Source organism: Ralstonia sp. TCR112 (assembly GCF_007997035.1).
In the GTDB taxonomy this organism is placed as follows: domain Bacteria; phylum Pseudomonadota; class Gammaproteobacteria; order Burkholderiales; family Burkholderiaceae; genus Ralstonia; species Ralstonia edaphi.
In genome coordinates, this window is record NZ_VOSS01000083.1 from 19,581 (window position 1) to 33,492 (window position 13,912).

Annotated in this window: 12 protein-coding genes and 2 pseudogenes; 4 read left to right on the top strand and 10 right to left on the bottom strand. The window is 65.5% G+C overall.

The genetic code is table 11. The features are described 5' to 3' along the window. Positions 1–24: 24 nt before the first annotated feature. Entirely contained in the window at positions 25–1,104 is a 1,080-nt protein-coding gene (locus tag FUT88_RS19360; protein WP_147217541.1) for an FUSC family protein, read from the bottom strand. 288 nt (positions 1,105–1,392) lie between these two features. On the opposite strand from FUT88_RS19360, the gene FUT88_RS19365 reads away from it, so the two are divergent. Further along, positions 1,393–3,561: a PTS sugar transporter subunit IIC/EAL domain-containing protein gene (locus FUT88_RS19365; protein ID WP_147217542.1), complete on the top strand. Its 2,169-nt coding sequence runs from the start codon at positions 1,393–1,395 to the stop codon at positions 3,559–3,561. Positions 3,562–3,576: 15 nt separating this feature from the next. Here FUT88_RS19365 and FUT88_RS19370 read toward each other — a convergent pair whose 3' ends face one another. The 5 genes and pseudogenes from FUT88_RS19370 to FUT88_RS19390 form a co-directional block, all read right to left on the bottom strand. Then, entirely contained in the window at positions 3,577–4,176 is a 600-nt protein-coding gene (locus FUT88_RS19370; protein ID WP_147217545.1) for a hypothetical protein, read from the bottom strand. Between the two features lie 165 nt (positions 4,177–4,341). After that, on the bottom strand, positions 4,342–4,803 hold the full coding sequence (locus FUT88_RS19375) for an MEKHLA domain-containing protein (RefSeq protein ID WP_147217547.1): 462 nt from the start codon (positions 4,801–4,803) through the stop codon (positions 4,342–4,344). Positions 4,804–4,857: 54 nt separating this feature from the next. After that, complete coding sequence (locus FUT88_RS19380) at positions 4,858–5,322, bottom strand: GNAT family N-acetyltransferase (RefSeq protein ID WP_147217549.1); 465 nt, start codon at positions 5,320–5,322, stop codon at positions 4,858–4,860. A gap of 142 nt (positions 5,323–5,464) precedes the next feature. After that, positions 5,465–6,615: pseudogene (locus tag FUT88_RS19385) on the bottom strand (ABC transporter substrate-binding protein). A 138-nt stretch (positions 6,616–6,753) separates the two neighbouring features. Next, on the bottom strand, positions 6,754–7,296 hold the full coding sequence (locus tag FUT88_RS19390) for a hypothetical protein (RefSeq protein WP_147217553.1): 543 nt from the start codon (positions 7,294–7,296) through the stop codon (positions 6,754–6,756). 358 nt (positions 7,297–7,654) lie between these two features. Here FUT88_RS19390 and FUT88_RS19395 point away from each other — a divergent pair, with 358 nt between their 5' ends. Together FUT88_RS19395 and FUT88_RS19400 are read left to right on the top strand one after the other, a co-directional pair. Then, positions 7,655–8,914, top strand: coding sequence for a glycosyl hydrolase family 28 protein (locus FUT88_RS19395; RefSeq protein ID WP_147217554.1), 1,260 nt, complete (start codon positions 7,655–7,657; stop codon positions 8,912–8,914). 63 nt (positions 8,915–8,977) lie between these two features. Further along, entirely contained in the window at positions 8,978–9,766 is a 789-nt protein-coding gene (locus tag FUT88_RS19400; protein WP_147217556.1) for a hypothetical protein, read from the top strand. 57 nt (positions 9,767–9,823) lie between these two features. Here the strand turns inward: FUT88_RS19400 and FUT88_RS19405 are convergent, their stop codons facing one another. Then, a complete protein-coding gene (locus tag FUT88_RS19405) occupies positions 9,824–10,750 on the bottom strand; it encodes an MASE4 domain-containing protein (RefSeq protein WP_147217558.1) in 927 nt (308 codons plus the stop codon). 276 nt (positions 10,751–11,026) lie between these two features. Here FUT88_RS19405 and FUT88_RS19410 point away from each other — a divergent pair, with 276 nt between their 5' ends. Beyond that, the gene (locus tag FUT88_RS19410) at positions 11,027–11,830 is read left to right on the top strand and encodes an enoyl-CoA hydratase (protein ID WP_147217560.1); all 804 of its coding nucleotides are present in this window, start codon (positions 11,027–11,029) and stop codon (positions 11,828–11,830) included. A gap of 34 nt (positions 11,831–11,864) precedes the next feature. Here the strand turns inward: FUT88_RS19410 and FUT88_RS27210 are convergent, their stop codons facing one another. The 3 genes and pseudogenes from FUT88_RS27210 to FUT88_RS19425 form a co-directional block, all read right to left on the bottom strand. Continuing rightward, positions 11,865–12,503, bottom strand: coding sequence for a thioredoxin family protein (locus tag FUT88_RS27210; RefSeq protein ID WP_410003891.1), 639 nt, complete (start codon positions 12,501–12,503; stop codon positions 11,865–11,867). A 10-nt stretch (positions 12,504–12,513) separates the two neighbouring features. Further along, positions 12,514–12,930, bottom strand: a complete 417-nt coding sequence (locus FUT88_RS19420) for an organic hydroperoxide resistance protein (RefSeq protein WP_147217564.1) — start codon at positions 12,928–12,930, stop codon at positions 12,514–12,516. Positions 12,931–13,137: 207 nt separating this feature from the next. Then, positions 13,138–13,912 (bottom strand): annotated as a pseudogene (locus FUT88_RS19425) (cytochrome c biogenesis protein DipZ); the annotation flags it as partial.

Consider the following 13,912-nt stretch of genomic DNA (forward strand, 5'->3'; position numbering starts at 1 on the left):
GCGCGCCTGGCCGGGCGCCCTGCTTCACCCGATATTCCACTGCGGCGCAATCGCCAGCAGTTGCCGCCGGAGGTTCTCGATCTCGTTGGAAAAGCCCTCCGCCAGCGCGCTTTCCACCGTGGGCGCACCGGCAGCGGGGTGCATCTCGGCGAGGTCGGCCGCACGTGGCCGAGCCAGGCGCGCCACCGTGCCGAACCGCAGTGCCCGCGACATGCCGATCAGCGTGTCGCGGATGCGTCGGCTGGCCACGGCCGGCTGCGTGCCTGCATCCGGCACACCCGGCGCACCCAACGTCCCGTGCGTTGCATTGAGCAGTTCGAGCGTGCTGATGCAGATGCGCAGGCTGCGCTGGATGTTCTCCAGGCGCTCCAGCGGCACGTCAATCTCTTTGGACACCGACGGCATGAGCGAGCGCAACTGCACCAGCAGCGTATTGAGCTTGCCGAGGTGCTTGCTGCGCTCGCCTGAGGCTTCACCGGCCTGGCCGAGGTTGGCATACGCCCGGGCGCATTCGCGCAGCGCATCGGCCAGCCGGTAGCGCCACGAATAGGTGGCATACAGCGGCAGCGCAAACGAGAACAGCAGCGCAATCGCAATCCCGACCAGCACGTTGAGCGTGCGCCAGGCGCCGTCGAGCAGGTTGTTGTCGCCATGCCCGACCACGATGACGAGCGTGATGGCCGCCAGCAGCGCGATATAGCCGCCCTTGCCGATGGCGTGATACGCGCAGATGCCGCACGCGATGGCTGTGAGCGCGTAGGTGAGCGGCAAGTGCCCGAGCCACGTCTGCTGAACGATGATCAGCAGGCCCGCCACGGCGCCGATGAGGGTGCCCCACGCGCGCTCTGCCGCGCGCTTGCGGATGTTGCCGTGGTGCTGCAGGCCGGCAATGACGATCAGCAGCGAGATGGTCGCCCACTCGCCATGCGGCCATCCAAAGCCCGACGTGACAGCAATGGAGAGCAGCACGCCCAGGCCGACGCGCGTGGCATGGATGTACCGCGCATGCCGATAGCGCCGGTGCGGGTCGCGCACGAGGCGGAGCAGGGACAGAAAGGGTGCAGGCAGTTTCACGGTGCGGGGCGCACGAAGGGAAATCGACATAAGCAAGATCGTTGCAGATTCTGGGGCGCGACGTACATGGGATGGGCGCCACGTTGGTGCCGATGCCTTGTTGTGGTGCGCGCCGGAGGCGATGGACACCCCAAGACTTCGGGTTTCCCCTAGGTATCGCACAAACCTTGCCATGGGCCGGTGAGCTTTTTTTGCGTATTGCACGAGGGGTTGCGCTTCAGCGCGCGCCGCGTCGTGTCGATTACGATGCGTAGCCCCATCGGTAACGCTTCGGGCTGCCCGGGAGTTTCCGATCCACCTTGAACAAGATCGAGCCCTATGACGACGCAGGCGCTATCGCCCTGGCTGAGGTTGTTGAGCGCTGCCGAGCGCTTCGACCGTGGGCCGTATTTCATTGCCATCCGGCGCGGGCTGGCGCTCTCGTTGCCGCTCATCATGGTGGCCGCGGTGGCGCTGCTGTTGCGCAATCCGCCCACCGCTGGCATGCGCCACCTGCTGCTGCAGGCCTTCGGCCCGGGGCTGGATGCCTTTTGCGACAGCGTGCTGGCCGGCACGATCGGCATCGGTTCGCTGGTTGCGTTGTTCGGGTTTGCCGATGTGTTGACGCAGCAGCACAACCAGCGCGCGGGGCATCGGGTGGTCAACCCGACCGTGGCGGCGGTGGTGGTGGTGTCGTGCTTCTTTACGCTCATCGCGCCGGAAGAGGATGCTTCTTTGATGACGTCGCTCTCGCTGGGGCAGGGCATGTTTGGCGCCTTGATGGTTGCATCGCTGGGCGGCGGCCTGTTCCTGAAGTTATGTAGCATCCGCGGTTTGCGCATTCCATCTCACCACTTGAGCAACGATCTTCTGGTGGGCGATGTGCTGTCGGTCATGCCGGCCGGCATGCTGACGATCCTGACGTTTGCGCTGCTCAAAGCCGGCATGGCGTGGGCGGGCTGGCCGCAGCTCATGGCGGCATTCGGCGCGCTGCTGGCGGCGCCGTATTCGGAAGTGGCCAACAGCCTGCTGTTTGGTCTCGGTTACGAAACGGCGGCGCAGGTGCTCTGGCTATTCGGCATTCATGGGCCGAACGCGCTGTATGCCGTTCACCAGCACGTATTGGAGCCGGCCACGCAGGCCAATGCGGCGGCAGTCGCCAGTGGCGGCCAGCCGCAGTTCATCTTTACCTATCACTTCTTCGCGGTATTCGCGCGCATGGGCGGCTCGGGCGGCACGCTCAGCCTGATCCTCGCGCTGCTCGTCTTCAGGCGCACGCAGCGCAAGCGCAAGATGGCGGTGGTTGCCATGCTGCCGGCGCTGTTCAACGTCAACGAGCCGCTGCTGTTCGGGCTGCCGGTGGTGCTCAACCCGGTCTATGCGATTCCGTTCCTGCTTACGCCGCTGGTGCAGATCCTGATCGCCTATGCGGCCACCATTGCCGACCTGCTGCCCAAGACCAGCTACCCCGTGGCATGGACGACTCCGGCGCTGTTCAGCGGCTATGCAGCCACGGGCTCGGTGTGGGGCGCGGTGGTGCAGCTCATCGGCCTGGTGGTGGGGGCGGCCATTTACCTGCCGTTTGTCCGCATGGCGGATGTTCTGTCCGCACGGCGCAGTCAGGATGTGCTTGCGTCTTTGCTGCAGATTGCGGACTCGCCCGAGGTGAGCCTGAAGGGCCGGCGCTGTCTGGACCTGCCCGGCGACGAAGGCCGCATGGCGGTGGCGCTGGCCAGCGACCTGGAAGACGCCATCAAGAAAGAAGGGCAGATCTTTCTGGAGTTTCAGCCGCAGGTGGATTGCAGCACCGGCCGCGTGTTCGGCGCCGAGGCGCTGCTGCGCTGGCAGCATCCGGTGCTGGGCCGCGTGGCCCCGCCGATTGTCGTGGCGCTGGCCGATGACATTGGCCTGATCGATCAGTTGGGTCTACGCATCCTGTCGCTCGCATGCCGGCAGCGTGCGGCCTGGCGCGGTGTCTTGCCGGAGGATTTCGTGGTCGCCGTGAACCTGTCGCCGCGGCAGTTGCTGGACTGCGCGTTGTGCCGGAACGTGCTCGACATCCTGCAGCGCGAAGGGTTGTCGCCCACGCAGCTCGAACTGGAGATCACCGAATCGACGATGCTGCTGCCGGACATCAACACCATCGGCAACCTGAAGCAGCTGCGCGAGGCGGGCGTGAAAGTCGCCCTCGATGATTTCGGGATGGGCCATACGTCGCTGCACTATCTGCGCGAACTGCCGCTGGATACGGTGAAGATCGACCGCTCTCTGGCCGACGTGAGCGCGGGCAGCATCAACGAGCACATCGTGCGCAGCATTGCCAGCCTGAGCCGCACGCTGAACCTGTCGACGGTGGTGGAAGGGGTGGAAACCGAGCAGCAGCTCCAGCGCCTGTCGGCCCTGGGCTGTGACCGGTTTCAGGGGTATTTCTTCAGCCGTCCGCTGGCGCCGGGCGTGTGTCAGCAGTTTGTGCTGGATGCCCACCTGCGGCCGTGGGCGCACGCATGAGGGTGCGTGGGCGGCTTAGCGATACCTGCCCACAAAGCTCTCGCACCGGCGGACGTGGCTAACCTTGGCGGCCCATCGGTACAAGCCTTCCACCAGGCTCTTGCTGACCGTGACCGGCTGACCGTTGATCTGCCCGAGCACTTCCGATTGGTTCTGGTAGGGCTTCTCGAACAGCAGCTTCATTTCGCTGCCGCCGCCCAGCGCCAGGTAGACGGCTTCGCGAGGCTCAAACTGCAGCGCGAACGAGTTGCTGCGCGCGCTGTTGCGCTCGATGGAATCAACAAAGTTGGCGATGAGCGCGGCGTCTCCGGTGCTGTATTCGCAGCCGCTGTCTTTCAGTTGCGCTTCGTCCACGGCCTTGAGCGATGCCATGGCGGGGTCCAGCAGATACAGCGTGATCGCACGCGCCTTGCGCATCCGCGCGCTCAGCCCTTCGGCTTCCCAATAGCTTTGTTCGGCCCTCACGACGGGCTCCGCCTTTGGCATCGGCTCCGGGGTGGGCGCTTGCGCTTGCGGGGCTTCCGGCGAGGGCGCTTCGGCTTGAGGTGCGCCCGGTTGGAGCACTTCCGCCTGCAGCGCTTCGGTTGCCGGCGCGTCTGTCAGGGGCGCTTCCATCGAGATTTGTCCGAAGGCCGCCTGGCCCATGCCGCAAGCGCAGGCCAAGACAAGAGCGATGATCTTTTTCGACAACTCCTACCCCTTTGAAACGTACGTTGTTGTTGTGTTGCGTGCTGAATGCTAAGCCGATCTGTTCGTGTGCGTGCGCTTTGACCCCGCAAATCACACGTCATGCCATTGGTGGAAGGTGGCGGCTTGCCCGTGGTACACGCCAGCGCTGTCGATGAGGTTCCACACCGTGCCGCCCTCGATCCAGAACCGCCTGCCGGAGCGCGAGATGCGCACGCCGCGATACCCCGTGGCGAACCCGCGCGTGCGGACTGCTTCGAGCAATTGCGCGCGTTCTTCGCGGTTCGGCTGCTCGGCCGAAAAACGCGAGCGCAACGCTGTGATGCCGTCCCAATCGTATTCAAAGCAGCGCTGCGCGGCGCGGTTTGCATAGATGAAGCGCGGGTCGGCGTCGGTGTTGTGTGCCAGCACGCAGAAGGGCGCGTCTTCGTAGAGCCACCGGGCCGCATCTGCGGGCGTGATGGTGTTGTTGACCAGCGGTGCGCCAACCAGCCGTTGGTGGCTGTCGGCGAGGAGGGTGAAGAACTGCGGGTCCAGGCTGAGGGATACCGTCATCGCGTTGTATCGGTCGTCTTCGGGAAGGGCGGGCGAAATTCTAGCAACCGCGCCCTACAGCGCACGGCCCAGGAACAGCGTGCCCGGCACCGGGTTGAACGCCACCGGCGGTGCCGGCGTGAAGCCCAGCGACAGGTACAGCTGCTGCGCGGCCTTGAACTCGGGCAGCACGTCCAGGCACATGCGGGCATAGCCGGCGGCCCGCGCGTCTTGCAGCAGATGCTCGACGAGGCGGCGGCCGAGCTGTTCGCCGCGTGCGGCGTGGCGGACGTAGACACGCTTCATCTCGCACGTGGTTGCATCCACCTCCCGGAACGCGGCGCAGCCGACCACGGCGTTAGCCTTCCAGGCGAGCAGCAATTGCCCGCGCGGCGCGGCGTATTTGCCGGGCAGGCCGGCAAACTCGGCTTCGTAGTCCTGGAAATCCAGGCTGACGCTGGGGCTGGCAACGTATTCACGGAAGATGGCCTGCACGGCGGCCATGTCGTCAGGAAACTGCGCGGGGCGGATCTCTGTCATGGGCTTCACGTGCTCCTGGTTATGTGGGGGCGGCCAGACACAAAAAACCCGCCTCTGGGGCGGGTTCTGCTGGCTGGCCGGCCACGCGTTGCATGGCGCCATGTTGCCACCGGTGTGCGTCGCGGCACAAGGTGCGCGCGGTTCAGCCGACCAGATGACCGTTGCTGCCGATCATCGTTACGTCCACGTAGTCGAGCCCTGCGTGGTTGTTGCGGTCGTAGTGCACGCGCACGCCGCCAAAGTCGCGTGTGCCGAAGCCTTCCAGCGCCTGGATGAAGCCGTCGCGCGTGGGGTTGCTGCCGCAGGCACGCAGGCCATCCACGATGACGCGGGCGGTGAGAAAGCCCTCCACCGCTTCGTAGGTCTGGTTGCCGTGGTCACCAAACTTGTCGTTGGCTTCGCGAAACGCGCGCACGAGCGGCTGCGTGCGCGCATTGGGCCCGGGCATGACCTGCGTGACAGCCACGCCGTGGGCCAGCGGGCCTGCCTTCTCGAACACGGTCTTGGGCGTGGTGACCGACAGGATCCACGGCTGCGGCAGCGGCACGGGGCCGTGCTTGGCTTGATAGCGCATGAGCATGTCGGCCACGGAGGTGGGCGACGTGAACAGCAGCGTGGTCTGCGGATTGGCCGCGGCAATCTTGTCGACCACCATGTCGATGTCGTCGCCCTTGGCGTTATGCGGGATGAGCGCGACGATCTGCGCGCCGAACTTGCTGGCGGCAGCCTTGGCGCGTCGGCATTGCCGGAGCCGAAGGGGTTGTCCTGGTAGACCACGGCCACGCGCTTGAGCCCGATGGTGGTGGCGTGCTGCACCATCTTCGTGACTTCGTCGGCGTAGCTGGCGCGCGTATGAAACAGCGGTGCGCTCGGTTTGCGCGCGGCGGTGGCGCCGGTCATGGCGCCCACCATCGGCAGGCGGTATTGCTCCAGCAGCGGCAGCGTGGCGATGGTGTTGCCGGTGCCGCCCATGCATACCAATCCGAACACGCCTTCCTGCACCAGCGTCTTGACGTTGGCCACGGCCTTGTCGGGCAGGTAGTTGTCTTCGAGCCGCTTGACGACAAGCTTGCGGCCGGCCACGCCGCCCTGGGCGTTGACCTGTTCGAAGCCGGCCAGCAGGCCGTTGGTGTAGTTCTTGTACAGCCCGCCCCAGACGCTGTCGAACCCGACCGTCTGCCCAAAGACGATCTTGTCTGCAAACACACCGGCTTCCGCCGCGCGCGCCATGGGCGACAGCATCATTGCGCCGCCCAGTGCAACTGAACTCCGTACGAATTGCCTCCGGTCCATACCTGTCTCCGCCCCTTGTTTTATTGGTGGTGTGGCAGGAGAGTCGAAAAGGTGAGCGCCGGCCGAAATGGCGGATAACCCTGAGGCGAGAATTTTTGAGATACCGGGACGAGCCGCCAAACGCAGTGGCGCCGTGCGTTAATCGGCCGCGACGGGGGCACAGACGCACGGCAGCACAAACGCTGCGCCGTCGCGCCCGGCCAACTCGAAGTACACGCTGCCAGGCGGCAGCAGGTCGATGATGCGGAACGCGCCGCCCGCGTTGAAGACGATGGTGTGCGACACCAGCGACACCATCACCGATCCATCCGCGTGGCGCAGATTGGCCGGATCGGACAGGGCCGGCAATGTCCAGCCGCCCAGGCCGGCGCGCGCCATGGCCGCGAGGATGTCGGCATGGGCGTCTTCGGCACAGGCGGGCGGCGGGTCGATCTTGCCGAGTTCTTTGCGCAAGCGGTGCAGCCGCTGCCGCGTTTCCAGCGTCCGCAAGGCTTTGACGCGGGCCGGCGCGGCGGGTTGGCGTGTCGCGGCGGGTTTGGGCAATTGCGTGAGGCCCGGGCCGGGCACCCGCGGTGCGCAGGCGGGCGAAGGTGCAACGCGCGCCGAGGCCGCTGCGTGCGACGCGCCGGGCGCGTTGTCATGCCGTGGCGGGATACCGTTCGCGCTGCTGATCTTCGACATCGGGAGTGGATTGCACGGAGTAGCGGCCAGGGTTGCGGTCATGCGCGTGGTGTTGTGCATGACCGCCGGGCCCGGTATGGCGGCTTGTAGCGACCAGCCGAGAGGGCCGCATCTTAGGCAACCGCCGCCGTGGCGTCACCGTTCAGGCGGCGATATGGCGGCGTGCATTCGTATTTGCGGACAAGTCTTCGGCGGCGAAACGCTCATCGAGCCGGCTTCAGGTTGAATGCTCAACTTTCCTCACTGGTATACCAATGGATTACCTCTGATATATCTTCAGGCACGGGTGCGGTCTGCCCAGGTGGCACCGAAACGCTGCCTTTCCGGTGCCGAACACCAAGACAGGAGTGAGACATCGATGAACATGCAAACCAAGGCCGGTTTGATCCTGGCTGCATCCTTGTTGGGTGCCGGCGCTGCGGGATCCGCCGGGGCACAGACGTTGGCCACGGGAGACAGCCGCACTGTCACGCAGCCGACGTATCCGGGCATCTGCACGACGATCAACGCGCGCTATTCAAGCGCGCAGCGTGCGTCGCCGCCGCCGTCTTCGTCTGACGACACCAGCGTCATTCAGCAGGCACTGACCAACTGCAAAGGCACCGGCAAGAGCGTGGTGCTGGCCGCTTCGGGCTCGAATGACGCGTTTTACACGGGCAGCCTGTCCATCAACGGGGCGGGGCTCGTGATCAATTCCGGCGTGACGCTGTTCGGCAACGACAGCTACAGCAGCAACGCCAACCTGCTGTCGTTCACGGGCGCCAATGCATCGCTCATGGGCCCGGGCACGGTGGATGGCCGTGGCGACATCATCACCGGCACGCCGCGCCTGGTGCAGGCGAGCAACATCACGAACTTCACCGTCTACAACGTCACGCTGGCCCAGGCCGCGCACCCGAACCTCTATGTGGAGGGCGGCAACGGCTTTACCGCGTGGGGTGTGTCCATCCGCACGCCGGCCACGCGCAAGAACGCAGACGGCATCGACATCGACAGCCTGACCAACGCCACCGTCACGCAATCCGATATCGAAGCCGGCGACGATGGCATTGCCGTCAAGACCAACTCGGGCGACATCTCCAACGTGACGGTGTCGAACACGCGGCTGCACGGCACGCATGGCCTCTCGGTGGGCAGCATCGACAAGAACACCGTGTCCAACATCCTGTTCACGAACAACTACGTGTATGGGAATGACCTGAGCGGCACGCAGTCCACCAACAACAACGGCATCAACGTGAAGACGGGGCCGTGTTCACTCACCGTCAAGCAGGTGAGCTACGTCAATACCTGCATGACCGGCGTGAAGCACCTGATCGTGATGGACACGAACTACAACGCGTGCACGACCGGCGGCAGCCCGTCGCTGTCGAACATCGTCGTCAACGGCGCGTATTCCACGCAATCGGTGTCGGGTGCGTACACGAAGATCGCCGGCCGCAACGCGAGCTTCCCGGTCAATGCCTACCTGGCCAACGTCAGCCTGGACGCCACGGCGCAAAGCGGTGACCAGTACGCCAATGTCGGCCTCTACAAGTCGAACGATGTGCCGTCGGGCACCGGCGTGACCACGTCGAGCTTCACGATGTCGGGCAGCGTGCCGAGCTGTTCGTTCTGATCGGCAACATGTACCTCGCCATGCAGCGGCGCCGCACGGTCGTGCATGGCGCGGGCGCCTTCAATGCGAGTCCGGACTGAAGCCCCGCGCGACCGGCGCGGCTTGTATCTGAGCGCCGCTGCGGTGCTTGCGGCCGTCGTCGGCCTGTCGATTGGCGTAATGACGACGCGGTTGCCCGACTCAAAAAGCGCTGCAGCGGCCGAGCCGCGCACATCAGCCGCCGCTGTCACATCGCCGGCGTCCAACCGTACGCCGATCACAACGTCGGCCGGAGTGGGCGATGCTCCTGCGCTCACCATCACCGAACAGCAGACGCTGGTTGTGGACACCGCGTTGCTGAACGTGTTCAACACCTTCCTGCTCAAGCCCGAACAGGATCGGGCCGGCCAGTTGAAAGCCTATTTAGAAAGCACGCTGCCGCCCCCCGCGCTGGCGGACGCCCTGCACCTGGCTGAGCGCTATCAGGCGTACATGCAGGCACATGACGCGTTGCTGGCTGCCCAGCACCTGAGCAGCGACATGCAGCCCGCCACTGTGGATATCGAACGCATCGCCATCTGGCGCGAACAGCGTGACCGCCTGCGGCAGCGCCTGCTGGGCGATCGGGCGGTGCAGGCCTGGTACCAGAACGACGACGCGCAGCTCGATCAGGTGCTGCAGGAGTGGCGGCAGCGGGCGGCCGATGCGCAGGGCGTGAACTTGCAGGGTGAGCGGTATCCGGTGCCGCACTGGCGTGATCCTGAACAGGAAGCGAGGCACCAGGAGTACATGGTCGGGGTGTTGCGCGGGGTGGTGAGGCGCTATGCGATGCGGTGGGGCGGCCGAGAAGCAAAGGGGACGTTGCAGGAGTAAGTACCTCCGTTGGTCACTCACATTTGGCTTCTCGCCAGACCGGACCGGCAGGTGCAGTCAGCCTTCCCGATCCCCCATATTGCTCGCCGCCATCCGCCTGAGCTCTGCCCGTGCCGCTGCCAACCGTGAGTGCAGCACCGTGTTCTCGATCAGCAACAGCAACAGCACAAAGCTCGCGCCCAGCAGCCCGAACACGCGGCCGGCATAGAAGCCGAGGTCATATCGCCCGCCGTTGAATACGGCGCTGAGCGCCACGTCGCAGATCCACACGCACAGCACGACCATCAGCCAGATATCGAGCGTCAGGTGCGGGCGGCTGCGCCACAGCACGAGCAGCGCGACCACGCAAAAGCACCATGTGCTGCCGGCGACGATCCACATGGTAGGCGTGTAGCGGTTGGCGGCCATGATGGCGGGCAGCAGGTGCTCGCCGGCGGTGGCCAGCGCCACACAGGCGGCCGCTGCGCCCAGCACGGCCGCCACGGTGCCAAGCGCCGTTTGTCGCGTGAGCGTATGAACCGGGAAGCGGCCGGGCTCCTGCTCTTCGCGCTTCTTGAGCACGGCGTAAGCGATGACAAACAGCGGAAAGCCCGCGTGCCAGAACATGTAGATCCACGCAGTGCTCTGCGGCCCCGCGCCGAGCAGGCCGCCGGAAGCGAACAGCCCCGGAAACGACAGCAAGTGCCCCACCGCCGTGGCACCCGTGAACAGGTAGCCGCTGGCGAGCGCCAGCATGGCGCGCGACCGCGTGATGGCGAACTGTCCGAAGAGCAGCGCGGCGGTAATCAGGTCATTGAGGATGAGGGCCGATTCGTAAAGCGGCACGAACGACGGAAGATGCGCCAGTTGCACCTTGGCGAACGGTACGGCCGACACCAGCACCACCAGCGACAGCAGCGCCACCGCCTGCGCCATCCAGTACGTCCGGCGTCCTGGAGAGAGGCTCAGCAACAAGCCTCGCTGCATGTCCAGCGTTTCCGACATCACGTTGGCCCCCTTTGCGGTGACGGTGTCACTCGTTCGCTTGTGGTGTGACTTGCTGTGCGACTGTGCGGCGATTGCGTTGCCCGGGCAACCCTCGCTATAGACGCGTGATAGTCAGCCGGCCACCCAATATCAACGCGGCGAAAGGGGTAGAACTTTCAGGCCGGGTGCCGGTGGCGGCCAGCAGGGTGTTACGGGGAACGCCCGAGTGCGGCCCGCGCTGTGCGGGGATAGACTGGTGCCCACCCCGGGGCACCAGCCTGCAAAGGAGTGCGCATGCAACCTCATCCCACCACCCATACCGCCACCGACGAACCCGTCCTGCGCGATGACCGCGACGGCGTCGTCACGCTGCGGCTGAATCGGCCCCTGCAGTTCAACGCGTTGTCCGAAGCCATGCTCGATGCGCTGCAGCGCGTGCTGGACGACATTGCGCAAGACGCGACGGTGCGCTGCGTGGTGCTCGGCGCCGAAGGCAAGGCGTTCTGTGCCGGACATGATCTGCGTGAAATGCGCGGCACGCCGGAGCTTGCGTATTACCAGGCGCTGTTTGCGCGCTGCAGCGTGGTGATGCAGGCGATCCAGGCGCTGCCGGTGCCGGTCATTGCGCGCGTGCATGGTGTGGCGACTGCGGCAGGTTGCCAGTTGGTCGGCAGTTGCGATCTGGCCATCGCTTCGGACGCGGCGCGCTTTGCGGTGTCGGGCATCAACGTCGGCCTGTTCTGTTCGACGCCCGCGGTGGCGTTGTCGCGCAACGTGCTTGCCAAGCGCGCATTCGACATGCTCGTGACGGGCCGCTTTATCGATGCGGCCACGGCGGCTGACTGGGGGCTCATCAACGAGGCCGTGCCGGCAGCGGAGCTGGATGACGCGGTGGCCCGCAAGGTGGCGGACATCGTGTCGAAAAGCCCCACCGCCATCCGCTACGGCAAGGCGATGTTCTACCGGCAACGCCAGATGCCGCTTGCCGATGCCTATGCGTACGCAGGCGACGTCATGGCCCGCAACATGATGGAAGAAGACGCCGGTGAGGGCATCGACGCCTTCCTGGAAAAACGTCCCGCCCGCTGGCGCTCGTAAGCACTGCTGGGGCGGGTTGTTTCACACCGCGCCATCACGCGGGCTTCTGCGGCTTTTGATTGGCCAGCAGCTTCTGGATGGCCGCTTCCGTCTCGGCGTAGCGGCCTTCACCAAAGTGCTGGTAGACGATGCGCCCGTCGGCATCGATCAGGTACAGCGCGGGCCAGAACTGGTTGTGGAAGGCCGACCACGTTGCGTAGCTGTTGTCCTGCGCGACCGGATAGCGCACGTCCAGGCGCTTGAGCGCTTCCTGCACGTTGGTGGTCGATTTTTCGAACGCGTATTCCGGCGTGTGCACGCCCACCACGACCAGGCCCTGATCCTTGTATTTGTCGTACCACTGCTTCACGTGCGGCAGCGTGTTGAGGCAGTTGATGCAGGAGTACGTCCAGAAATCCACCAGCACGACCTTGCCGCGCAGGTCTTTCATGGACAGCGGCGGCGAGTTCAGCCACTGGTTGATGCCCGTGAATTCTGGCGCGGCGGCGCCGGTGGCTGCGGTCTGGCTGAAGGCGGGCGCGCCGTCCCGACAAAGTAGACGGCGCCGATGGCCAGTGCCGCGAGGGCGGCGCGGAACGTTGTGCGCATGATGTGGACTCCGTGAAAGGTTGAGAGCGAAGGCCCGCCGGCTGCAGGTAGCCTGCGGCGGGCGGCGGGCCGTGGGGTGCGTCAGGTGTGGTGCGTCAGACCAGGTTCAGCTCGACGTGGATGTTGCCGCGCGTGGCCTTCGAATACGGGCAGAGCTGGTGGGCCGCTTCCACCACGGCTTGGGCCACGTCGCGGTCCAGGCCGGGCAGGCTCACGTTCAGCCGTGCCTGCAGGAAGAACGCGTCGTCGGTGGTGCCAAGATCGACTTCGGTGTTCAAGGCCAGATCCGCCGGCAGCTTGATCTTCATCTGGCTGGCCGCGCGGCCCATCGCACCGATAAAGCAGGCCGACCAGCCTGCGGCAAACAGTTGCTCGGGGTTCGTGCCGCGGCCGTTGCTGCCGGGGGGCGAGAGCTTCAGGTTCAGGCGGTCGTCATCGCTGTGCGCCTGGCCATCGCGGCCGCCGGTGACGTTGACCTTGGCGGTGTACAGAACGTTTTCGATGCGGGTCATGGTGATCTCCTTTTTGATGAAAGGGAAAGGCTTGAGGGTTGGATTTGCGTCCCGGCGTCAGCGGCTGGGTGTTCGCTGGTTGCCGGGGCCACGAGACGTATTAAAGAAGGCCGACGTATCCCTGAAGTAGCGCGGAAGGGCCGTTTTGTCTGGGTACGTATCTGTGCTGCGGCGGGATACAAACGCGTACAAAACGGCGGCGCGCCGTCAGCCGAAGGTGAAGGCGTAGGCATGCGCCCCGGCATCGAGAAAGCGGATTTCGAATGTGTGCTCGCCCACCGAGCCGGCCTGGCGGACGAGCTGGTAGAGGCGCGTTTGCGTGACGGCGCCGTTGCCGTGGGCGTCGGTATCGGCGCCGTGGCTGTCGCCGGGGGCCTTGCCGTCGATCGTGACGGTGAAGCGCACGGCGCGCCCATCGGCGGCGGGCCCGAGCACGAGGTGCAGGTCACGCGCGTGGAATCGGTAGACGATGCTGCCGCCAGCGCGGTCGAGCGTGGCCTGCTCGGCATCGATGGTCCATTGCCCCGACAAGCCCCAATCGTTCAAGCCGAGCTTGCCGACGCTGTATGCGTGCGACGTGCCGATCTGTGCACCGCCGGGCGATGCGAAGCCGGTGGCTTGCGCATAACCGACGTACGTTTCCGGCGAGCGGATGTTGTTCAGGTCCGGTGCCGCTTGCGCCCCGGGGGCATCGGGCACGACCACGCCACCCGCCACCTGCTGGTTGCCTGCCTCCGCCAGCAAGGCCTGGATGACGCGTTCAGAGGCGGCGTAGTCGCCCTCGCCAAACTGGTGGTGCCGGATGTTGCCTTGCGCATCGACAAAGTACGCGGCGGGCCAGTAGCTGTTGTGGAAGGCGTTCCAGATGCGGTAGTTGCTGTCGATGGCGACCGGAAAATTGACGCGGAAGCCGCTGACGGCGCGGGCGACGTTCTCGGGCGACTTCTCGAAGGCGAATTCCGGCGTGTGCACGCCCACCACG

Coding starts and splice junctions, on each gene's coding strand:
- FUT88_RS19365 (WP_147217542.1), top strand. CDS start 1,393: ATGACGACGCAGGCGCTATCGCCCTGGCTGAGGTTGTTGAGCGCTGCC.
- FUT88_RS19360 (WP_147217541.1), bottom strand. CDS start 1,104: ATGTCGATTTCCCTTCGTGCGCCCCGCACCGTGAAACTGCCTGCACCC.
- FUT88_RS19420 (WP_147217564.1), bottom strand. CDS start 12,930: ATGACCCGCATCGAAAACGTTCTGTACACCGCCAAGGTCAACGTCACC.
- FUT88_RS19405 (WP_147217558.1), bottom strand. CDS start 10,750: ATGTCGGAAACGCTGGACATGCAGCGAGGCTTGTTGCTGAGCCTCTCT.
- FUT88_RS19375 (WP_147217547.1), bottom strand. CDS start 4,803: ATGACGGTATCCCTCAGCCTGGACCCGCAGTTCTTCACCCTCCTCGCC.
- FUT88_RS19410 (WP_147217560.1), top strand. CDS start 11,027: ATGCAACCTCATCCCACCACCCATACCGCCACCGACGAACCCGTCCTG.
- FUT88_RS19400 (WP_147217556.1), top strand. CDS start 8,978: ATGCGAGTCCGGACTGAAGCCCCGCGCGACCGGCGCGGCTTGTATCTG.
- FUT88_RS19370 (WP_147217545.1), bottom strand. CDS start 4,176: ATGGAAGCGCCCCTGACAGACGCGCCGGCAACCGAAGCGCTGCAGGCG.
- FUT88_RS19380 (WP_147217549.1), bottom strand. CDS start 5,322: ATGACAGAGATCCGCCCCGCGCAGTTTCCTGACGACATGGCCGCCGTG.
- FUT88_RS19395 (WP_147217554.1), top strand. CDS start 7,655: ATGAACATGCAAACCAAGGCCGGTTTGATCCTGGCTGCATCCTTGTTG.
- FUT88_RS19390 (WP_147217553.1), bottom strand. CDS start 7,296: ATGTCGAAGATCAGCAGCGCGAACGGTATCCCGCCACGGCATGACAAC.